The following is a 19,535-nucleotide window of genomic DNA, read 5'->3' as shown; positions in this document are numbered from 1 at the left end:
CTCCCGCGTTAGGCCGTGATCCTGCGCGCTTTGCCTTCGACCGCTCCCGGCAGCGACAGCACGTCGATGCAACGCGCGTCGATGGCGCCGTCCTCGCGCAGCAGCGGCGTTTCGAGCAGCCGCTTCATCACGCTGGCGCATTCGTAGGCGAGCCAGACGATCTGTTGCTGCTGAGGCGTATAGCTCTTGTAGGAGGTGCTTGGTTCACGCCGCTTCCCGCGAAGGGTGTCGAACAGCCGCACCAGAAGAAAAGGCCGGCGAGCCGGCGCCACCGCGATGACGGCCTGGAGGGCGCCGAGGGCTAGCCGGAACGTCCGCTGGAACTGCAGAATGGCCGATTCGAATTGCTGCGTGACGCGTGTAATTCCCTGGACGGCGGTTGCCGCCAGCGCCATTTCCTCCGCGGCCTGCCGCGCCTCGGCGAGGTTGGCTCGGGCCTTCGCAAGGTTCGCATCCGCCTGGGCCGACATCGCCCAGCCGCCGACCAGAAGCGCAGGACCGGCGATCAACCCGCCGAGAACCGCCATGCCGCCCGCCATGCCGGCGCCGCCCGCGGCAAGGCTTCCCCCGCCCAGCCAAGCGAGAGTCGCGTTGGTGGCCGCCGCCCCGGAAAGTGAACCGATCGCGACACCGGTAGAGGAGGTGGCGAGCGCGCCAACCCCGCCATACGCCGCCACGCCGGCCAAAGCGCCGGAGGCGATGGAACCGACGGCCGCACTGCCGAGTTCGGCAAAGTGCAGGGAGGTGTCCTTCAGCGCCCCCAGCTGATCCGGGCGAACCAACGTTTTAGCGAGGTCGTCGATATGAACGCTGCCGGTGACTTCGACGTCTTTGATCCGTTCCATCAACCGCACGAAGTCTTGGATGTCGGTACGCCAGACATCGATTTTCAGCCGGCCAAGATTTTCCAACGCGCTGTTGGCGGTCGCACGCGCGTCTTCCAGTTCGTTTTTGGCGCGATCGAACAGCTCGGCGGCTTCTTCGCCGATGGATTGGGCTTCGCTGTTGGCGCTGCTGGCGTCGAGCATCTTCTTGCCGCCCCACAGGCCGGCAACCACGGCTCCGCCGATCAGGATTGCGGGAAGCGGCATCTCAGATCTCCCCCGCCATCAGGACTGCCGCTTCACGTGTCAGGGCGAATTGCCGAACCACCCAGTTGCGCAGAACCTCGAACTCGACCGGCGGCAGACCGAAGGCAGAAGCGAGCGTTTCCAGAGCCGATGCTTCGCGGTCGTGGACATGCCCATCGGCCATGCTGAGACCGATCAGTTCCAGCATGGCCGCGATTTTGGTGGGACGGGTGTCGAACACCGAAACCGCGTCCCCGATCGAACGCCCGTCCGGCTCCACGGCATCGGAAAGCCCCATTTCCGCCTTCATGGCGGCAAGCATGGCTGATTCCTGGTGGGCGACGGCGCCATCGGCCCGGATGATGGTGTCGGCAAGAACAAGGAACGCCGCTTTCTGCCGTTCTTCAAGTTGCGCCAGGAACATGTCCGGTTTCCTCTTTCTGCTGCGGTGTTGCGGTGCATGCCTTCAAGGCATCGCAGGCGGCGCGGGTGGCCGCGTGGTATTCGGATCGCGTCAACCCATCGATCAGGCCCGCGTCATACGAGGCGTCGACCCGACACAGCAGCGGGCGCTCGGCGTAGATCGCACACAGGCCCGACGCGCTGTCGAAGTGGCGGCAAACGCCGTCGCCCCGGTCAAACTGCCGGTACAGCGCGTGGAGCGCCAAGCTTCGGCAGCAGGCGCCGCAGCGGTCACAAGCGAACGCGGGCATCGCTGCGAACGTCGGCGACAATTGCGGCCTGAGATGGTCGCCGGAATGGGAACCGGCCTCCGATTCCCCCGGCAGGAGTGCAGTCGACTCCGGAAATGGCTTCAACGGGCCGGCGCGATTCACGCTTCAGCTCATGGCAAGGGTGGCTCTGCAAGCCATATCATCGACTTCCATAGGGATTTGCAATCAGAAGCTTCGAATAATCTGTATAAAATTATTTTTTTCTGCAAGAGTGCAGGAAATCTCACCCGGCGCGCGCAGCCGATCGTGTGCCCAACAGGAACCGCGCAGGCTCTCACCGGCGCGGACAGTCTTTCTTCGGCAAGGTCGTGGCATGGCCTGGAGGGGCGGTGTCGTTCAGTTGTATGCGCCAAGGGTCCAGCATGGTGCCGGGCGACGTGGACCGCACCGGGTTTCCTGGAGGCTCCATCTTCTGAGAGACCGGGGCCATCATGACGAAAGCGGCATCACCCACATACGCTCCTGAAATCCGCGAGCGCGCGGTTCGGATGGCTTTCGAGCACGAAGGGGAGCACGCCTCGCAGTGGGCAGTGATCAGCTCGACCGCAGCGAAGATCGGCTTCAATCCCGAGACGCTGCGGAACTGGGTCCGGCAGGCCGAACGTGACCAGGGCGAGCGGCCGGGGCCGACGACGGACGAACAGGAGCAACGGTCTCTACAAGACCGAGGCGATCCGGCGCCGCGGGCCATGGCGTACCCTGGAGGCCGTCGAGTTCGCCACTTTGGAATGCGTCGACTGGTTCAACCGTTGCCGCCTGCTCGAACCCATCGGTAACACTCCCCCGCTGAGGCCGAGGCGCGCTACTATGCTCGAACCGAGGGCATCGCCATGGCGGCTTGACTCAATACAAATAGCCTCCAGGAAATCCGACGCAGTCCACTCCCTCCTTGCAACGCGCCCGGGCAAGTCCAGGCCGTGTGCCCGGCCGAATGGATCCCGGGGCAGGCGGCCTACCCACCTGCCCCAGCGCCGGCAAGTGCCTGAAGGAAAGCCGGCGCAAGACCGGACGGAGGCGAATGGTCAGGGAAGCGATCCGGCCGCCTTGGAGATCGGGCAGCCGAACAGGTCGCTCAACCAGCCGGCCACCTCCTCCAGCTTGTAGCCCAACGCGACCATCGCCTGCTGAACATAGGCCGCCGCCGCGCCCAGCCCCTGAAGGAGCTGCGCCAAGTCCTTGCCCAGCTGCTTGAACTGGTTCTGCAGGATCTGGCCGACCAGTTTCAGGCCGTCGACGAGGTTCTTCCACTGGCTCTTGGCCCAGGCGAGGAAGGCATCCAAGTCGGCAAGTGCTGCCTGCATCAGGGCCGAAGCTTCCTGCTTGACGGTGTCGAGGACGTGGCCGGCCACGTCCTTCAGGCTGTTGATGACCCCCTGCACGTTGACGTTCACCAGGGACACGGGGGACGCCTGGCTGCCCAGGGCCAAGGAGAGGCCCAGCAGCTCGAAGTCGAAGTACCCGTTCACCACGAGGCTCTGCTTCGACGCCTGGAAGGCCAACCCGGCCGCGACGCTGAAGTTCGGCAGCGCCACCTTGGGCACCAGGGTGACACCCCACAGGGTGATGCCGTCCCATGTTAGGTTCTGCCAACCGAAGTTGAAGCCGAAGGAGGCGCCGAGCTCGTACTGGCTGGGGTTGAGCAGGAAGGTGATGCTGTCCCCGCTCCAGGTGCCGCAGCCGGCGGCGGGCGTGCCCTCTTGCACCGCGTAGTCCAGTTGGAACTGGTTGTCGGTGGTGGCAAGGGCGTAGAGGTGGTCCTCCACCACGTCCAGGAACTTCAGGTACATGGACGAGTAGAAGCGGACCGGCTGGCTGTTGTTGACGCCCGGCACCACGATGCCCGCCGGCGTGGCCGCGATGGCCAGTTCCGGCCCTTGGCTGGTCGGCTTCTGGGCCGTCGGGTCCCAGCCCGAGAGCATGAACACCGACCCCCAGGAGACCGGCTGCTGCAGGATGACGTAGCCGGAGAACCCGGCCTTGGGGTTCGCCTGCTCGGCCAGTGTCGCCGAGACCAGGACGTTCTCCTGCCCGAGGAGCGTGAACTGGGCCTGGAGGCCGAAGCCCGCCGGGAAGGGCCCACGGTCGCCGATCTTCTTGAGCTGGGCGCCCTCGACGAACCAGAAGGTGAACTGGGTGATGCTGATCACCTCGTCCAGGAAGGCCACCACGTCGGCCACGTCCGGTTCGCCCTGGGCCTGCAGGGTGGCGGGGGAGAAGTCCAGTGCGAAGGCAGCCTCGAGGACATTGGACAGGGTCATCGGGTCCTGGTCCGCCTTGGTCCAGACCGCGATCCCGTTCGGAACCTCGAAATCGACCACCTCGACCTCGAAGCCGACCTCGAACTCGTACTGCGGCGCGTTCGGGTTCTGCAGCTTCAGGTCGCCATCCGCGGACAGGGTGACGCCGGCGGCCTCTGCGCCGACGGTGACGCCGCCGTCCAGCTCGACGATGGTCAGCGTCTCCAGGCCGAAGGGCTTGGCCCAGTTCGTCAGGCTGACGGTCAGGTTCAAATCGCCCTCGGCCGGAATGATGCTGCCGGTCAGGGAAAGGTCGATGGCCGTGCCCGCGTCGGGGTGGAACGTGCCGGCGGCGGTGGCGCTGATGCTGCTGTTGCCCTGGGCCGGGTCGCTCCATTCCAGGGTGAAGCCATCGAACTGGAAGATGCCATTGTTCATGGCGCTGAAGCTGTCGTTCAGCACCGCCTTCACCGTCGTCGCCCCGGTCCCCTGGGCGTAGGCGGCGAACAGGTCGAGCTGCGACACGTTGCCCATGAAGCCGGCGATGGCCGCGAGGCTGTCGGTCAGCTTCAGCGAGGTGAAGAACAGGAATCCGGGGGCGATGTCGAAATCCGCCCCCAAGGCCGGAACGGACTTCACGTCCAGCAGGCCCAGCGACGACAGGCTGGTGGATTTGCCTGCCACGGTGGACACGACCAACCCGCTGTTGCTGAAGGTCAAAGCGGAGAGGGCCGGCCAGAAGGAGCCGGGGGACCATGTCGGGACGACCACGCCCACCAGCACGCCGGTCTGGCCGCCCTCGAACTGCACGCGCAGCTCGGCGTCGGCGAAGGTCTGGCCCCCATAAGCCAGCGAGCCCTGGCCGATGAAGTCCAGGTTTCCGCTGCCGTAGGTCAGGTGGAGTTGGCCGTTCGCCAGGGCCGCCTGGTTCGCCGGCGTCCAGTCCAGAAGCTGCGGCCATGCCGCCTGCAACGGCCATTGCAGGCTGTTCCCCATGGTGGCGTCGAGGGTCAGCGCCACACCCCCGTCCACGTCGCTGAAGGTCAGCACCACCTGGGCGCCGCTGTACTTCGTGCTGGCCAGGGTCAGGGTGGCTCCGCTGGCCGTGGCCTGCAGGTCGATGCTGGCGGTCCCGACCAGGGCCTGCAGTTCGAGCTGCCGGGTGGACGGGTCCACCTTCAGGGTTGCCTCGCTGCCCAGTTGCAGCGTGATGCCGTTCAGGTAGTCGCTGATCGCGGTCTGGACCGGGCCGGGGAACTGGTCATGGGCAAGTTGGAGGGCCTGGGTGCCGGCGCTGGTTTGAAGCAGGCCTTGCAGGGTCGCATAGATGTTCGAGGCCATGGTCTCACTTCCCCAGGTTGTTCAGCGCGTTCTGCGCGAACTGCGTCGCGGCCTGACTGATCTGGCCCAGGTTCTGGCCGATGTAGTCGTTGATGGCGCCGATGATGGCCTGGATCAGCGCGTCCTGCCCCAGGAAGGCGTTGATGAAGATTTGGAACTGCTGGTCTTCCGGAGGCAGCGTTATGGCCAGGGTCACGTCGCCGGAGCCGGCCACCAGGGTGACCTGCGTATAGGTCAGCGCCAGTTGCTGGGGGGTGTCGCCGTCGGAGTAGAGCGAGGTCGTCACGCCGAGGGTGCCGCTGTTGTTGACCAGACTGATGTTCAGCGTGCCGCTGATCGGGATCGGCTGGTTCTGGTTCACCTGGATGTCGAGGCTGAACGGCGTCGAGGCCGTGACCGGCGGCGACGGCACGGTAACCTTCTGGTCGTTCACGTTCACCTGGGTCCCCGCCGGGACCTCGCCCAGCAGCAGGGTCGCCGTGGCCTGCTGGTTGACGCCGAAGATGGTGCTGTTCGGCGGGGCGATCACGTTGGACAGGCCGTTGATCACCAAGTTGGCCAACGAGATGTTGCTGAGTTGGACCGACTGGCCCAGGACGGACGTGCTGAACGGGCCGCCGATGGACAGATTCGTCGCCGTGAGGGGATCCAGCTGCGGCGACTTGGAGCCCAGGATCACGGTGGGGACATAGACATAGCCGCTGGGGTCGTTCAGCGCGCCCCGGGCCCGGTCGAAGATGTACTTGTCGACGTCGTTGGCGTCCGTGTCCACCGTGCTGTCGGCGACCTGGGTACTGCCGAAGATGGTGTCGAGGGCGCTGGAGATCTGGCTGGTGAGCAGGTTCGCGACCTGCGCCATGTTGTCCGGGGACATCAGCGCGCCGTTGATCTGGTTCGTCAGCATCTGCGCCGCGTCGTTCGTGGCGATCAACTGCTTGAAGAACCCGGTCCAGAGCGGATAGAAGGCCGCCGCGGAGATCGCCTGCGGGAAGGGGACGGGCGTCAGGCTCTGGTAGTCCAGGTTCTGCAGGGTGAAGGTCGGGACCGCCCCCTGCACCGCCGCCAGGTCGAGGGAGTTGAGCGAGAATTGCAGCGCCGGCGGGGACGCGACGGTGACCGTGCCGTTGGCCAGCACCTGGGCGTTCGTCAGCGTCAGCAGCGCGATGCCGGTGGCGCTGCAATCGAAGCCGTTCGGGTTCGCCGCGGACGGGGTCAGTCCCAGGCTGGGCGGGGGCGCCACCACGGTGCCGGACTTGTCGACAAAGCAAAGCGTCTGGGTCAGGACGAAGCCCAACCCCTGGAAGGCCGTCCCGTTGTTTGTGTCGGTGCCCTGCTCTGACCCGGACAGGGCCAGGGGCTGCGACCAACTGGCGCCGTTGTCGGGGTAGGCGTTCAGGTTGAGGGCGATCTGTGCCTGGTAGCCCTGGTTGTTCGAGGTGACCAGCGGCGGCTGGCCGCTGATCTTGATGTTCGCCAGCCCTTGGATGTCGATGTTCGTGGCGACCAGATTCACGCCCGCACCGGGCAGCGCCACGACGCGCAGCTGTTTTCCCGTGATGTATGTGACAGCCGCGCCCGCGTCGTCGATCATCTGCTGCGTGATGGCGCCGGAGGGCGTCTTCATGCTCAAGCCCCGCAAGGCCAGGAAGAACGCGTTGAACCAGCTGGTGGCGAGGTCGTTGGAAATGGCGGCCGAGCCGCCGATGTTGTTCAGCGTCCAGAGGCTCTCCTGCAAGGGCAGGTAAGGCTGCTGGTTGTTGTCCGTCATGCCTGCGAGGGCTTTGGGCAGGAACAGGCCATTCCCCGGCGAGCCGTCGTTCGCCTTCTGCATCAGCGTGTTGTAGACGAAATTGAACAAATACAGGCCCATGACGTACTCCCGGGACGAAGGTCAGTAGGGTCGGTTGACCGCGTGCATGGTGATGTCGCGCAGCGCCTTCAGGTGCGGCCCTGGCGGCAGGCCGTCCAGGAACTGCACGGCCTGGAGGGCGGTGTCGCGCGCTTGGGCATAGGCAAGGGTGAAAGCGTCCGAGCGGCGGATCTCGTCCACCCAGGCGTTGATCTGCTCGGTGGGCGGCGTTTCCTGGCTGCGCAGGTAGCGCACCATGGGATGCATGTCGCCGAACAGCCGCATGGCGTGGATGATGGGCAGGGTTATGCGACGCTGGTGCAGGTCGATGCCCTTGCGCTTGCCGGCCTCCTCGTCGGAATGGGCGAGGTCGAAGATGTCGTCCATCATCTGGAACGCCCGCCCCATGTACCGCCCGAACGATCCGAGGCGGCGCAGCTCGGACGTGCGCGCCCGCATCAGGGCCGCGCCGGACTCGCAGGCCAGCCCGAACAGCACCGCCGTCTTGCGGTCGATGGTCGTCAGGTAGCGGCTGAGCAGGGAGTCCGGATGCCAGAAGGGCTGCGTGGTCATCTCGTCGATCTCGCCGCGGCAGATGTCGAAGGCGGAATCGAGCACCCATTTGACCAGTTGCATGTCCTCCTGGTCCTCGATGGCGTCGACGAAGCAGCGCACCGCCTGCAGGAACTGCATGTCACCGATCAGGATGGCCATCTCGGTGCCGCGGGCGGCATTGACGCTGTGCTGGCCCCGCCGCAACGAGGCGTGGTCGACGATGTCGTCGTGGATCAGGGTCGCGACATGCAGCATCTCCAGCGAGGCGGAGGCGCGCAGCACCTTCACCGGCAACGGCCCCTCCGCCTGGAACAGCCGCGCCGTGAGCAGCAGCATCAGCGGGCGCAGCTTCTTTCCGCCCTGGTACAGCGCCATCTCGGCATCGGACAGGTAGCCCTCCTGGGGTTCGAGCGCGGCGGACAACTCGCGCTCGAACCCCGCCATGTCGGCGGCCATCAGGTCCTGCAGGATGGTGCCGACCGGGTCGCGGGCCCCCGAGGCGATCCTCACGACCCGCTGCCCAGCACGGCCTTGGCGATCGGCTGCACGAGGGCGCGCTCCAGGGTGTCGGCGATGCGGTCGTGCAGCAGGCTCTTGACGAAGCGCGCCTCGCCAAGCGCCTCGCGGGCGTCCTGCGCCAGGCCGGCGCCCAACGCGGCGTCCCAGCCGCCGTCGTCGATGTCCAGGTCAAAGCCGTCCAGCTCCACCCGCCCGTCCAGCAGGCAAGGCTCGCCGTCCTCCCGCGTGCCGAACTGCAGGTAGACATAGCAGGCCAGCTCGGCCTCCAGCTGCCCGGAAACCAGGTCGACGGGCTTCTGGGCGGCAAGGCGGGCGATGTGCTCGGCGATGTCCGCCTGCATCCGGCGGACGAAGGCCCGCTCGTCCTCGCCCAGGCACATGGTCCAGCTTTTGCCCTCGGAGTCGCGCCCGCCGATCGGATTGCCGTTGAGCAGGGCGTGCACGTCGTCCACCGAATGCGGCTGGGCCGGCGTGCCGGTCTGCACCAGATTGTAGACGCCCTGCTTGTCCATGGACGGCACGTCGGCGATCTTCTGCGTCTGGGTGTTGCCCAGGATGCTGCTGGAGAACGTCAGCGTCGCCGCGGCCGCCTGATTGTAGGGGTTGGTGGGGTCCGTAGGGTTGTTCGGGTTGGCGAAGCTGGCCATGGCGGCCAGCGTGGTCATCAGGGCCAGCTGCTGGTTCTGCGCGTTGCCGTTGTAGGTGGTCGTCCCATAGATCTTGTTGGGGTCGTTCACCACGGGACCGCTGGCCGAGCCGCCTGTCGAGCCGCCGGCGGGGACGGTGGCGGTCAGGGCGGTGTTGGTGTCGTTGGCCATGTCCGAGATCTCCGGCGTGCCCCAGCCGATCTGAAAGGCATAGCCGTTCGGATCCGTGAACACGTCGTTGAAGGCGGCGCGGTGGTTGGAATAGGTGGACAGCAGGGCGGCGCCGTTGCCGCCCGGCACGTTCTGCAGGGCCGCACGCTGCTCGTTGGCGGTGGCGATCCAGGTGGGGTGCGCGTCCTGGTCGGCGCCGCCGCGCCGCCGCGTGTTCAGCGGCAGGCCGGTGCCGGCGCCATCCAGCCCGGACTCCCAGATCCGGGTGCCCTGCAGGGTCTGCCGGCCGCGCAGGCGGATGTCCTGGATGCGGACCTCCAGCACGTCACGCCCCAGGGCATCCTGGCTGCGCTGGGCCGACACGGCGCTGTCCGCCAGTTCCAGCCGCAAACCGGCCAGTTCCACCCCCAGCGAGCCGCGGGCGAAGCCGGCATGGGCCGGCATGTCCGCCGCGCGCGCCAGCGGCAGCGCCGGTATGTCGTCAAGGGTGATCCCATCAGGCAGCGCGGCACGCAGGGGGGCGCCGCCCGGCCGATTCCAGCCGGCGTCGAGGGCACGCATGTCAGCGTTCATGAACGTCTCTCCGATTCAGATTGCTTGATGCGGTCTGGCGCCGCGCGGTCAGCTGATGTTGACGGTTGCCGTGACCAGGACGTGGTCGGCGTCCGCGGTCGATATGTTGAGGCTCGATGGCGCCAGCTGCAGGTTGATCCCATCGAAGCTGATCGGGATGGTCGGCACGGTGAAGGAAGCGTTCTCGTTCAGCTGTTTCTGCGCCGCCGTCTGGACGGCGGACGAAATGAAGGGGTTGAGCACGGCGATGATCGTGGTCGCCGCGTTCTCCAGCACCGAGGCGTTGAACTTCTGCCAGCCGCTGCCCGACGGCGCGTAGTTGATCTGAAAGCTGGGCAACGGCTGCAGCTGGAGCTGCACCGTGTTCGAGCCCGACACGGTGGGCGCCACCGTGATGGTCAGCGGGGTCGGGGTGGTCGAGAATGTGGCTTGCGCGAAATCAACCATGGAGGCATTCCCGTCGTCAGAGGAGGTTGGAGGCGGCTTCCAGGGCGCAGGCGCCCGGCACCAGCCACCAGGACACGCCGACGTCGGCCGTGGCGGAGAAGGTCGCCGTCACGTTCACGTTGGGCAGGGTGGAGGCGACGGCGACGCTGGCGTTGGTGATGCCGCCGGACAACGAGTAGCTGCCCGTCCAGTTGCTGTTGCTGACGTTGACCGTGGCCTTGCTCAGCTCCTGCTGGATCGCGCTGTTGTATTGGGCGAGCAGCGCCGTCAGCAGATTGCGGCCGACCAGCACGCCCAGCGGCTGCTGCGGCCACTGGACGCCCGCGATGTCCGGCGTGCCGTTGGCGACTAGGTTGCTGGCCAGGACCAGATATCCGTTCGTCACCGTCATCACGGGCGGGGTGAAGTCCTGCCCCTCCACCGGGATGCTCGACGGGATCTGGTAGCCCTGCAGCAGGGTCTGCACCTTGCTGTAGACGATGCCCGCGGCCAGTTCGAGGAAAAGCTGCTGCACGGCCGTGGGGTTGGTGGGGAGAACGGCCACGTTGCTGAGCTGCACCTGGCCATTGGCGATGCCCACCTGGGCGAACACCGTCATGTTGAAGGTCAGCGGGACGGGCGAGCCCTGTTGCATGTTGATGGTGGTGGAGACCGACGACAGCGTCACCTGGAACATCTGGTCGGTCGGATTGGCCGGCTTCTGCCCCGATGGGGTGAAGGTGTACTGGTCGTTCCATTGGGTCGTCGTCGGCGGCGACAGGACGAACTGCGGCGCGGAGCCGATTTGCCAGTCGATGCTGGTGACGCCCTGCTGGCCGACCGGATCGGTCCCTTGGAACAGGGTTTTCTGGGCGCTGCTGTTCGCAAACAGCTGTGACATTCCCGTATTCAGGGTGCCAGCGTCCAACACCAGCGCGATGTCGTAGCTACTCATCGTGAAGCTCCCCTTCCTGGTGCGGCATCTGGTAAGGACTGTGTGTCCAATAGGTTTCCGTCCAGTCGCCGCCGTCCCGGTACCGGAGCGGGAAGTCGTCGAAGGACACTTCGCTTCGCCCGCGCTGGGGGTCCGCGACTGTGATCGCGCGCTCGGCGCGGCGGTAGCCGTCCACGAGCACGTAATGCTGCTGCCCGGAGCGCCAGCGGATGGCGACGGCGACGGGGCGGCCCTCGTCCAGCTCGCGCATCAGGCGCCGGAACGGCGGGCGGCCGCTGCTCCAGCCGGCCAGGCAGTTGACATAGCGGAGCGTACGCTCCAGGGCTGCCTGCTGGTTGTACTTCTCGTCTTCCAGCAGGGCCCGCGGCGGCTCCCGGTCCGGCCGCACATCGTCGATCGCCAGAATGCGCCAAGCCAGCCGTTCCTGTGTCCAGGAGCGGTCGCCGTAATGGGCAGCGACCGCGCAGGTGACGGCGGACCAGCACCAGTTGCCACGGCTTTGCCGCTCCAGCGCGACTTCGAGCTGCCGTCCATCCCCTGCGGGTGCCGTTCCCGCAACCGGGTGCAGGGGACCGATCCGCTGCGCGGTCCGGACCAGGGGCTCGATCCGCAGCCTCATCCCAGCGACGCGCACTGCGGCAGGCGCTGGCCGATCTGCTGAGCGACGATGCTGTCGATCTGGGAGGAGATCAGGTTGCGGATCGCACCCTTGGCGGCGTCGAGGATCAGGCTCTCCAACGGCGACAGCAGATAGTTCAGCACGCCCAGGTCGTTGATCCAGATCGACGCGTCGTTGTAATTGAAGGACGCGCTCAGGTTGCTGATCGAATTGAGGCAGAGTTGATTGTTGCTGATGCTGGCATTGAGCTGGGCGGAGCCGGAGATCGAGCAGCCGGTGATCCGGATGTTGCCCGACACGCCGATGTCGATCGGCCATACCTCAACGCTGCCGCCCAAATTGGCGCTCAAAGGGCTGTTCAGCACGGCTTGGAAATTCACCTGACCGCTGATGTTGGTCCCGGAGGCGGTGATGTTGGTCGCCACCAAGTCTGTGATCTGCAAAGACGATACACCCGTAAGGTCATTGACAGAATAGGAGGCGCTGCCGATCCCGATGCTGGCAGACCCGGAGGCCACGTTGTTGTAAGGATCATACCCGGCCGACCGGATGGCAGGTCCGATCTCCCCATTCAGCTGCTGAGTAAGGCCTTGCAGTATTTGATTGATCAAAGTGGCAAACGGATCGGATTGCATGGTTTGACCCCAAATTTGTACGCGTAAAAAGGGTATCTATGCCATTTTATTTAGTCAAGCGCGATTGTATAGCGCCAAAAAATGCATTTAAAGGTGTGTATGTCGCGAGAAAATCTATTATCGAGATTGATGACCGTGTGGTCTTTAAGCGCATTGATGGATGGCGCCAGGCTGCGCGGCTGATGGGTCCGGTACGCAAATTCCCGGGTTTATGGGGTACGCAAAGTGTGGCGGCAGTTGCAGCGAAAGGGCATCGACGTGGCACCCTGCACCGGGCGGCCCGGCTGATGAAGGGTATGGGCCTGGAGGCGACACGGGGGCAAAGCGGTGTGTACAACGATCGGCGACCGGTTGGCGCCACCTCCATCAGTGCGCCGTGTTGTGCATCAATTTCCCGCGCCCGAACTGACCTGGGCCGCAATGGCGCCGTGAGGCCCGGACTCATAACCAATAGGCGACGGTTGCCGCGAAGTGGCCGGCAGCCATGGAATTGGTAGCGGAACGGTCATACCGTACTCTTGTGCTGCCGATCACGCCTCTACCAGCCCAGTTGCGGCTGGACCACGGTTTCCCATCGGCTACACTATACATGAACACGCGGTCATGCATGAGCCAGTTGCGGCTGGACCACGGTTTCCCATCGGCTACACTCCCACAGCTTGCGGGCAATCGTCTTGGGAGGTTGCGGCTGGACCACGGTTTCCCATCGGCTAAACTTGACCGTTCGATTGCCCGTCCATAGAGATAGTTGCGGCTGGACCACGGTTTCCCATCGGCTACACTTCACCAGACGGGCGAGCGCCCGCTGGCTGGGTTGCGGCTGGACCACGGTTTCCCATCGGCTACACTCAATCAAGCCAACGTGCGGTCCCTGTCACTGTTGCGGCTGGACCACGGTTTCCCATCGGCTACACTGACGCGCAGCAGCGACCCGGTGTCGAGATCGTTGCGGCTGGACCACGGTTTCCCATCGGCTACACTGGCGCCGGCGGTCGCGTCGACTTCGGCGTAGTTGCGGCTGGACCACGGTTTCCCATCGGCTACACTGGCTGGGCAGTGGGTCCGCGGCATCGACCGGTTGCGGCTGGACCACGGTTTCCCATCGGCTACACTATCGTCTCGCACACGGCGTCGCGGATCACGGTTGCGGCTGGACCACGGTTTCCCATCGGCTACACTTGACGGTGACGTTGGTCTGCGGGCGCGATGGTTGCGGCTGGACCACGGTTTCCCATCGGCTACACTCCCGGTATTCGGTAGCAATCACACCCACGGGCAGATAGCCGCCAAGCCATTGATTTAGCTACACTATAGCCCATTCCCCTCCAATGAGGAAGCCATGGGCGACACCTACCTCATCTCAGGCTTGACTGCTAAGCGCGCCGAAGTCTCCGGCATCATCGCTGACCTTGAGAAGCGCATCGCCCAGCACCGGGCGGACCTTGTTCACATCGACGCCGTTCTGCACCTATGCGCCCCGGATGTCGTCCCCGAAGAGATCGCACCCAAGGCCGTTAGGAAGCGGAATGACTGGTTCAAGCCGGGGGAACTGGCCCGCATGGTGCTGGACGTTCTCCGCATCGCACCAGCCCCCATGACCGTCCGAGACATCGCCGTCGAGGTTATGCAGCGCCGGGGGCTGGACACCACCGACGCACGCACCGGAAAGCTGGTCACGAAGCTGGTTCACAACGCTGTCACCCGGCAAGCCGCCGATCTGGTGGAGCGGGTGGAAGATGGGAAGGTTACAGCGTGGAAGGTGAGCGCGGCGTAACATTGCCGCATTCCCCTGATTGAATTTGCCTATCTGGTTTTCTCGTGGGAAACAGCACTGGACCACCCACTTGAAGGCAGGCGCATCCCATGGAATTGCAAAATGGCCAACTATCCCTGCGCTCTGAAGATGACCTGTGGTCGGTTATCGCTGACATGGTTTATAGTAACTTCTCCGAAGTCCTTAACATAAAGCGCATTGTTATCGATGGCTGGGGCTGTGAATTACTTAGGATACCGCAAGAAGAAAGCTCGACATCCATCAAGACATCAATCATGGATGTGCTTTTGGAATACCAGAAGTGTATTAATAGAGGTTACTCAGTTGTTAAATATAACAGTGCATCAAGAAGACTAAGCGGTGACGAAAAGAAATTTCTTGAAATAGATGTGCTTGTATTTAGAAACGGTAGGGGGTATAGTTTTGATGCAGACCAATCTATAACCGATGTAGCAAAAGCTGTGGTGGAAAAAATGGAGTCAAAACACCTCGCAACCGTGGCGATTTCATGTTTTTTCATATGGGCTGTAGGTAATTTTGGCGCCACGATGTTCCGTGAATATGTGCAATCCGGGACGTCAATAAATGACGCTAATCAGAGAACCGAACAGGCCAAGATTAATGCCGAGAAAGATATACAGAGAGAGAAGGAAGAGACAGAGAGGTCTAAGCAGGAGACAGAAAGGACTAGGTTGATAGGCGAGCTTGCCGCAAAAAGTGCGCAGTCAGCTGCAACGCTAGAACAGGTTCGCTTGGGGCATAACGCTCTACTGCGCGGCGTCATTGCTGCGGGAGGGGCGCGGGTGCTTGGGGTTGACGTAACATCTGAGCGCGCCGAAGAGCTTTTGCAAAAGCCGAGGGCAAGTCGAAACGACGGCACGTTGAGCGGACAATTTGACGTGACGGAGATACAGAGAAAAGAACATGGCGTCTTCAGTGTTGATGTCCGTCACTTAGCTACAGGAGAAGAGCTTTGCGCCGAAGCGAGAGAGTTATTTTTGACTGAAGATCAGATGAATATATTGTTCAAGGCGCTTAGAACGGGGACTCCGGTCAATGCGTCGGTAAATGTTAGCCGTTCTGATGGGAAAGTTACTGGGGCGGGAATGGTGCGCGTGGACTCATTAGAGTGAGCCGTTAGGCTCACTCGCTGGGAAGACGAACTGCTGAGCACCCTATCGCCTTCATACACGCTAGCAGGAAGGCCGCGCTGAACGTTCCCCGGTTCACCTTCTTGGCTATCGAGTTCGGGGTTTCCTCAATGCCAACGACCTTTAGCCGCTCCGCTAGGTCGATGTAGGTCAGATCGCGACGCTTTAGTTCCGCGCGCAACAGGCCCTTGGCCGTTTCGTTCCATCCCGCTTCATCCATGGCAGTCCCTTTCATCCCGAAAATGGCGTTGTCATGTCATATATGGCTTTTTCTCCGTTGACAAGAGGCGTGGATAAAAGCCATAAATGGCTTATTAAAGCCGTTTATGGAACTTCTAGCCATGGCCCAACACTTCCTCATGTCCGCCACTGCTCGCACCGTCAGCCTGAAACAGGTTGCGCGCATGACGGACGGGGAAGCCCGCGCGCTGTTCCGTCAAATCCGTTGGCCCGACACCAAGGGCGCCGCCGTGTGCCCCTACTGCGATTGCCCGAAGTGCTACGAGTACACCACCCGTAACGTGTTCAAGTGCAAGGCGTGCCGTCGCCAGTTCTCCGAAACCTCCGGCACCCTGTTTGCCTCGCGCAAGCTGCCGATCCGAGATTACCTGATCGCCATCATCATCTTCGTCAACGCGGTCAAGGGTATCTCCGCTCTCCAGCTCGGGCGCGATCTCGACGTGCAGTACAAGACGGCCTACGTCCTGGCGCACAAGCTCCGGGAAGCCATGGCAGCGGAAGTCCGCGGCGTCGTGCTTGGTGGTGACGGCGCCGATGTGGAAGTTGACGGCTGCTATGTCGGCGGTCATGTCCGCCCCGAGAACCGCAAGGAAGACCGGAAGGACCGTCGCCTTGCCGAGAACCAGACAGGCAAGCGTCAGGTGGTTGTCGTGGCCCGCGAGCGCGACGGCCGGACTGTCACTCAGGTCTTCCGCTCCGAAGAAGAAAGCGTCGCCTTCATCAAGGCCCGCGTTGATCGCGCCTCCACCGTCCATGCCGATGAAGCCGCCGGTTGGAACTCCCTCCATGCCCGCTTCAACATGAAGCGCATCAACCATCAGGAAGCCTACAGCGCTGATGAAGCCTGCACCAACCAAGCGGAGTCCTATTTCGCCCGTCTGCGCCGTGCGCAGTGGGGCCAGTATCACCGGATCGGCGGCAAGTACCTGAACCGCTACGCCGCTGAGATGGCGTGGCGGGAAGACCAGCGCCGGACCAGCAACGGCGAACAGTTCCGCACCGTGGGCTTCCGCGCCGCCGCGCTGCCGCCGTCCGTGGATTGGTCCGGATACTGGCAGCGCGGCCGGGCCGCATAACGCTGGGAACATGAAGCCCGCCAGAAGCGATCTGGCGGGCGGATTTCAATCTGCTTCTTTTTCCTGTTTGATTGCCTCAACATTCCGCCACGGTAAGAACGCCAGGATTTGCTCGCGCCTCGCAGAAATCTGACCTCTTCGCCTTGTTACGAGTCCCATTGCCATCAAAGCATTGATATCGCGCACCACGGTCTTTGGGGTTTTGCCGTGATATTCAAGCGTCAATTCAGGAGTAAGAGTTGTCAACTTTGTCAGCGGCACTGGTTCTGTTTTATCCGTGAGCGCTAGAAGCAAACGTCGGCGCCTACTCTCCGCAGCGCTGTTCTTATCGTGGAAAATCTCATGAACGTAGTTCACCCAGGCAACTTTCCACTGTTGCGCTCTGATGAAATCGATCTGCTCTCTCAGCCCTTCCACGAACCCCGTAACGGAATAAGCAATAAAGTCTATTACCTTGCGTTCGCCCTCAATTGCGGCATCCAGCGCCTCGTAGTATTTTTGCCTAGTTCTATTATAGTAGTTACTCATTATGTGAGCGGTAGGCTGCGGGAAGCCTGCCGAAAGCAAAATATAAAGTTCAATCAATCGAGCCGTCCGGCCGTTCCCGTCGCCGAACGGATGTATCCACACAAAATATAGGTGAGCATAAACAGCTTTAATAATAGCAAACGCCGACTCCTGCCCTTTTGGGGAAGGAAATCCGTTCAAAGTCTCGCAAAGCTTCTCCAAAAGAAACTCGCAATCCTCGACTGGGGCGCATCGATATTTCCGCACCATAACGCGATGCTGACGAATTTCTCCAGGAACAACTCCCTCATCGACCTCAAGATCTTTAAGTACCATACTATTTAGTCGCTTCAAAAAAGCGATAGTCAAAGGAGATGCACCATCATTAGCAATTTCATTCGTAATGGCATTCACCGCCTCTACAATATTCTCAAGCTCTTGAGCTAAATACTGCTGCGATGGTGGAAGCTTCAGCGTTCCCTGAATTACCTGCTCAGCCTCTTCCTCTGAAAGCGTATTGCCTTCGATTGCCGTAGTCGCCGAAGCGCCTTTGGCTAGGTAAAGACTATGCACTCGTTGAGCAATCGCTGGCGCAAGCGGGACCCCAGCGATGTGCTCGCATTTAGACGATGCCTCGCCCAAAGCCATCCACAACGGGTATTTGAACGATGCGAGATCAAGCCCAAAAGTTAGCCACGGATGTGTCTGCTCGTATGTCCTAGGCATTGTCCCCACCAAACCGTTGATTACTCTAGGTTTTGTGCAAAAACCTCTCCCAGAGATGTCCATTTATATGGCAAAATCGGCGGACCATACAATGGGTTTGTCGATAGCAGGAAATTGGCGGAATTAGAGAGAGCTGCGCCCCTTTGTCGGGTGGGGTTCGCCCGTCCCGCGTCTGCAATTTCACCCTATTTTCGCCGTGGGTGTGTTTGCTACCGAATACCGTACACTCCGGCGCGAGCGGACGAGGCCGCATCGTCGGTTGCGGCTGGACCACGGTTTCCCATCGGCTACACTCCTCGTCGGTGTAGGGGGTGATGGTGGTCTGTTGCGGCTGGACCACGGTTTCCCATCGGCTACACTAAGGCCTTGGATTTCGAGGCCATCGCCGCTGTTGCGGCTGGACCACGGTTTCCCATCGGCTACACTGCCGGCGGTGGGCAGGACGTAGAGCACGCCGTTGCGGCTGGACCACGGTTTCCCATCGGCTACACTGGTCCCTGTATCATTGAGAACGCCGAAGGAGTTGCGGCTGGACCACGGTTTCCCATCGGCTACACTCAAGGGCAAGCACGCGATCCTCATGACGCAGTTGCGGCTGGACCACGGTTTCCCATCGGCTACACTTGCTACGCCCCGCGCGTGGCGTGGCGGCTGGTTGCGGCTGGACCACGGTTTCCCATCGGCTACACTCCCAATCCCCATGCTGTTTGAAGAGGAACGGTTGCGGCTGGACCACGGTTTCCCATCGGCTACACTCTGCCCTGACGACCTGATGGCAGTGGCACTGTTGCGGCTGGACCACGGTTTCCCATCGGCTACACTAGGAGGATCGCATGCCCGCCTGCACAAGCTGTTGCGGCTGGACCACGGTTTCCCATCGGCTACACTGGACTTTCCGCAGGCCGCGCGTCTCTTGCTGTTGCGGCTGGACCACGGTTTCCCATCGGCTACACTGGTTGTAGCGCCATCGGGCGCGTCACCACCGTTGCGGCTGGACCACGGTTTCCCATCGGCTACACTCTCGCCAAAGGCCGGGCGCCTACTCGGCTAGTTGCGGCTGGACCACGGTTTCCCATCGGCTACACTGGATCCGTTGATCTGCGACGGGTCGCCGTCGTTGCGGCTGGACCACGGTTTCCCATCGGCTACACTCGGTCTGCGCCTTGGCGAGGCGTGCTTGCGGTTGCGGCTGGACCACGGTTTCCCATCAGCTACACTCACGCGGGCCATCTTGCCCAGGTATCGACCGTTGCGGCTGGACCACGGTTTCCCATCGGCTACACTTGGACGGCAGTACCACGGCGCTGCGCCACCTGTTGCGGCTGGACCACGGTTTCCCATCGGCTACACTACGTGGCGGGGTAAGGCTTTGAAAAAACAGCCTTATCCCGCCACTCCACTGCCTCGATTCCGCCGCTTGGGCGGTCAGAAAAGAACGTATTGCTCCGGATTTTTCCGAGAGGGCTGACGGACTCGGCCATCAAAGCACACGATGGTTTCATACTGCTTGTCCGTGATGAAGACGATGTGCACCTTGCCCGTGGGTGGAACCGCCTTCTCGATTCGGCGGGTCAGCGCTTCCGATTGCTCCTTGCCGACGCAGTGGCGGAGATAAACGGAGAACTGCGACATCTCGAAGCCCTGGTCCAGCAGGAACTTGCGGAAGGTCGTCGCGGCCTTGCGTTCGCGTTTGGTCAGGACCGGCAGGTCGAACAGCACCATCATCCACA

At 62.7% G+C, this 19,535-nt stretch carries 17 protein-coding genes, 3 pseudogenes and 2 CRISPR repeat arrays; of the genes and pseudogenes, 6 read left to right on the top strand and 14 right to left on the bottom strand.

The window, feature by feature from the left end:
• Positions 1 to 8 precede the first annotated feature (8 nt).
• The 3 genes from VD964_RS25260 to VD964_RS25250 are packed head-to-tail and all read right to left on the bottom strand — an operon-like array spanning position 9 to position 1,906.
• Positions 9 to 1,091: a hypothetical protein gene (locus VD964_RS25260; protein ID WP_324871238.1), complete on the bottom strand. Its 1,083-nt coding sequence runs from the start codon at positions 1,089 to 1,091 to the stop codon at positions 9 to 11.
• Between the two features lies 1 nt (position 1,092).
• A complete protein-coding gene (locus VD964_RS25255) occupies positions 1,093 to 1,494 on the bottom strand; it encodes a TerB family tellurite resistance protein (protein WP_324871237.1) in 402 nt (133 codons plus the stop codon).
• Positions 1,475 to 1,906: a YkgJ family cysteine cluster protein gene (locus tag VD964_RS25250; RefSeq protein WP_324871236.1), complete on the bottom strand. Its 432-nt coding sequence runs from the start codon at positions 1,904 to 1,906 to the stop codon at positions 1,475 to 1,477. The genes VD964_RS25255 and VD964_RS25250 overlap by 20 nt, the downstream gene beginning before the upstream one ends.
• Positions 1,907 to 2,235: 329 nt before the next feature.
• Between VD964_RS25250 and VD964_RS25245 the strand changes: the two are divergent.
• Both VD964_RS25245 and VD964_RS25240 read left to right on the top strand, forming a co-directional pair.
• Positions 2,236 to 2,445, top strand: a pseudogene (locus VD964_RS25245) (transposase); the annotation flags it as partial.
• 7 nt (positions 2,446 to 2,452) lie between these two features.
• A pseudogene (locus VD964_RS25240) lies at positions 2,453 to 2,646 on the top strand (IS3 family transposase); the annotation flags it as partial.
• Positions 2,647 to 2,826: 180 nt separating this feature from the next.
• Here the strand turns inward: VD964_RS25240 and VD964_RS25235 are convergent.
• Genes VD964_RS25235 through VD964_RS25200 form a run of 8 tightly spaced genes read right to left on the bottom strand, consistent with a single transcriptional unit; the run spans position 2,827 to position 12,331 of the window.
• The gene (locus VD964_RS25235; RefSeq protein ID WP_324871235.1) at positions 2,827 to 5,382 is read right to left on the bottom strand and encodes a hypothetical protein; all 2,556 of its coding nucleotides are present in this window, start codon (positions 5,380 to 5,382) and stop codon (positions 2,827 to 2,829) included.
• Positions 5,383 to 5,386: 4 nt separating this feature from the next.
• Entirely contained in the window at positions 5,387 to 7,252 is a 1,866-nt protein-coding gene (locus VD964_RS25230) for a hypothetical protein (RefSeq protein ID WP_324871234.1), read from the bottom strand.
• Between the two features lie 21 nt (positions 7,253 to 7,273).
• Positions 7,274 to 8,296: a polyprenyl synthetase family protein gene (locus VD964_RS25225; protein ID WP_324871233.1), complete on the bottom strand. Its 1,023-nt coding sequence runs from the start codon at positions 8,294 to 8,296 to the stop codon at positions 7,274 to 7,276.
• Positions 8,293 to 9,696, bottom strand: coding sequence for a hypothetical protein (locus VD964_RS25220; RefSeq protein ID WP_324871232.1), 1,404 nt, complete (start codon positions 9,694 to 9,696; stop codon positions 8,293 to 8,295). The genes VD964_RS25225 and VD964_RS25220 overlap by 4 nt, the downstream gene beginning before the upstream one ends.
• A gap of 48 nt (positions 9,697 to 9,744) precedes the next feature.
• Positions 9,745 to 10,143: a hypothetical protein gene (locus tag VD964_RS25215; protein WP_324871231.1), complete on the bottom strand. Its 399-nt coding sequence runs from the start codon at positions 10,141 to 10,143 to the stop codon at positions 9,745 to 9,747.
• 16 nt (positions 10,144 to 10,159) lie between these two features.
• Positions 10,160 to 11,077 (bottom strand): hypothetical protein, encoded by a 918-nt coding sequence (locus VD964_RS25210; RefSeq protein WP_324871230.1) that lies wholly within the window; start codon positions 11,075 to 11,077, stop codon positions 10,160 to 10,162.
• Positions 11,070 to 11,696 carry a C39 family peptidase gene (locus VD964_RS25205; RefSeq protein ID WP_324871229.1) on the bottom strand — a complete coding sequence of 209 codons (627 nt, stop codon included), beginning with the start codon at positions 11,694 to 11,696 and terminating at the stop codon, positions 11,070 to 11,072. Before VD964_RS25205 ends, VD964_RS25210 begins: the two co-directional genes overlap by 8 nt.
• On the bottom strand, positions 11,693 to 12,331 hold the full coding sequence (locus VD964_RS25200) for a hypothetical protein (RefSeq protein ID WP_324871228.1): 639 nt from the start codon (positions 12,329 to 12,331) through the stop codon (positions 11,693 to 11,695). Before VD964_RS25200 ends, VD964_RS25205 begins: the two co-directional genes overlap by 4 nt.
• Positions 12,332 to 12,526: 195 nt before the next feature.
• Here VD964_RS25200 and VD964_RS29935 point away from each other — a divergent pair.
• The 3 genes and pseudogenes from VD964_RS29935 to VD964_RS25185 all read left to right on the top strand — a co-directional run.
• Positions 12,527 to 12,751 (top strand): annotated as a pseudogene (locus tag VD964_RS29935) (IS3 family transposase); the annotation flags it as partial.
• A gap of 129 nt (positions 12,752 to 12,880) precedes the next feature.
• Positions 12,881 to 13,576: a CRISPR direct-repeat array (repeat unit 36 nt; unit sequence GTTGCGGCTGGACCACGGTTTCCCATCGGCTACACT).
• A gap of 94 nt (positions 13,577 to 13,670) precedes the next feature.
• Positions 13,671 to 14,105 carry a hypothetical protein gene (locus tag VD964_RS25190; RefSeq protein ID WP_324871227.1) on the top strand — a complete coding sequence of 145 codons (435 nt, stop codon included), beginning with the start codon at positions 13,671 to 13,673 and terminating at the stop codon, positions 14,103 to 14,105.
• 89 nt (positions 14,106 to 14,194) lie between these two features.
• Positions 14,195 to 15,238, top strand: coding sequence for a hypothetical protein (locus tag VD964_RS25185; RefSeq protein WP_324871226.1), 1,044 nt, complete (start codon positions 14,195 to 14,197; stop codon positions 15,236 to 15,238).
• 10 nt (positions 15,239 to 15,248) lie between these two features.
• Here the strand turns inward: VD964_RS25185 and VD964_RS25180 are convergent, their stop codons facing one another.
• Positions 15,249 to 15,476 (bottom strand): DUF6471 domain-containing protein, encoded by a 228-nt coding sequence (locus tag VD964_RS25180; protein WP_324871225.1) that lies wholly within the window; start codon positions 15,474 to 15,476, stop codon positions 15,249 to 15,251.
• A 121-nt stretch (positions 15,477 to 15,597) separates the two neighbouring features.
• On the opposite strand from VD964_RS25180, the gene VD964_RS25175 reads away from it, so the two are divergent.
• A complete protein-coding gene (locus VD964_RS25175) occupies positions 15,598 to 16,572 on the top strand; it encodes an IS1595 family transposase (protein WP_324871224.1) in 975 nt (324 codons plus the stop codon).
• A gap of 45 nt (positions 16,573 to 16,617) precedes the next feature.
• Here VD964_RS25175 and VD964_RS25170 read toward each other — a convergent pair whose 3' ends face one another.
• Complete coding sequence (locus tag VD964_RS25170) at positions 16,618 to 17,727, bottom strand: Fic family protein (RefSeq protein WP_324871223.1); 1,110 nt, start codon at positions 17,725 to 17,727, stop codon at positions 16,618 to 16,620.
• 336 nt (positions 17,728 to 18,063) lie between these two features.
• A CRISPR array of direct repeats spans positions 18,064 to 19,156; the repeat unit is 36 nt; unit sequence GTTGCGGCTGGACCACGGTTTCCCATCGGCTACACT.
• Between the two features lie 74 nt (positions 19,157 to 19,230).
• The gene (gene cas2 / locus VD964_RS25165) at positions 19,231 to 19,530 is read right to left on the bottom strand and encodes a CRISPR-associated endonuclease Cas2 (RefSeq protein ID WP_324871222.1); all 300 of its coding nucleotides are present in this window, start codon (positions 19,528 to 19,530) and stop codon (positions 19,231 to 19,233) included.
• Between the last annotated feature and the right edge of the window lie 5 nt (positions 19,531 to 19,535).

Origin of the sequence: Azospirillum sp., assembly GCF_035628975.1 — a bacterium.
In the GTDB taxonomy this organism is placed as follows: domain Bacteria; phylum Pseudomonadota; class Alphaproteobacteria; order Azospirillales; family Azospirillaceae; genus Azospirillum.
Note: the sequence above shows the minus strand (reverse complement) of the source record. Positions and strands in the feature narration are given on the sequence as shown.

Bases quoted from the DNA above. Each gene is read 5' to 3' on its own strand.
- VD964_RS25260 (WP_324871238.1), bottom strand. From the start codon at position 1,091: ATGCCGCTTCCCGCAATCCTGATCGGCGGAGCCGTGGTTGCCGGCCTG.
- VD964_RS25255 (WP_324871237.1), bottom strand. From the start codon at position 1,494: ATGTTCCTGGCGCAACTTGAAGAACGGCAGAAAGCGGCGTTCCTTGTT.
- VD964_RS25235 (WP_324871235.1), bottom strand. From the start codon at position 5,382: ATGGCCTCGAACATCTATGCGACCCTGCAAGGCCTGCTTCAAACCAGC.
- VD964_RS25230 (WP_324871234.1), bottom strand. From the start codon at position 7,252: ATGGGCCTGTATTTGTTCAATTTCGTCTACAACACGCTGATGCAGAAG.
- VD964_RS25220 (WP_324871232.1), bottom strand. From the start codon at position 9,696: ATGAACGCTGACATGCGTGCCCTCGACGCCGGCTGGAATCGGCCGGGC.
- VD964_RS25215 (WP_324871231.1), bottom strand. From the start codon at position 10,143: ATGGTTGATTTCGCGCAAGCCACATTCTCGACCACCCCGACCCCGCTG.
- VD964_RS25210 (WP_324871230.1), bottom strand. From the start codon at position 11,077: ATGAGTAGCTACGACATCGCGCTGGTGTTGGACGCTGGCACCCTGAAT.
- VD964_RS25205 (WP_324871229.1), bottom strand. From the start codon at position 11,696: ATGAGGCTGCGGATCGAGCCCCTGGTCCGGACCGCGCAGCGGATCGGT.
- VD964_RS25200 (WP_324871228.1), bottom strand. From the start codon at position 12,331: ATGCAATCCGATCCGTTTGCCACTTTGATCAATCAAATACTGCAAGGC.
- VD964_RS25190 (WP_324871227.1), top strand. From the start codon at position 13,671: ATGGGCGACACCTACCTCATCTCAGGCTTGACTGCTAAGCGCGCCGAA.
- VD964_RS25185 (WP_324871226.1), top strand. From the start codon at position 14,195: ATGGAATTGCAAAATGGCCAACTATCCCTGCGCTCTGAAGATGACCTG.
- VD964_RS25180 (WP_324871225.1), bottom strand. From the start codon at position 15,476: ATGGATGAAGCGGGATGGAACGAAACGGCCAAGGGCCTGTTGCGCGCG.
- VD964_RS25175 (WP_324871224.1), top strand. From the start codon at position 15,598: ATGGCCCAACACTTCCTCATGTCCGCCACTGCTCGCACCGTCAGCCTG.
- VD964_RS25170 (WP_324871223.1), bottom strand. From the start codon at position 17,727: ATGGCTTTGGGCGAGGCATCGTCTAAATGCGAGCACATCGCTGGGGTC.
- cas2 (WP_324871222.1), bottom strand. From the start codon at position 19,530: ATGATGGTGCTGTTCGACCTGCCGGTCCTGACCAAACGCGAACGCAAG.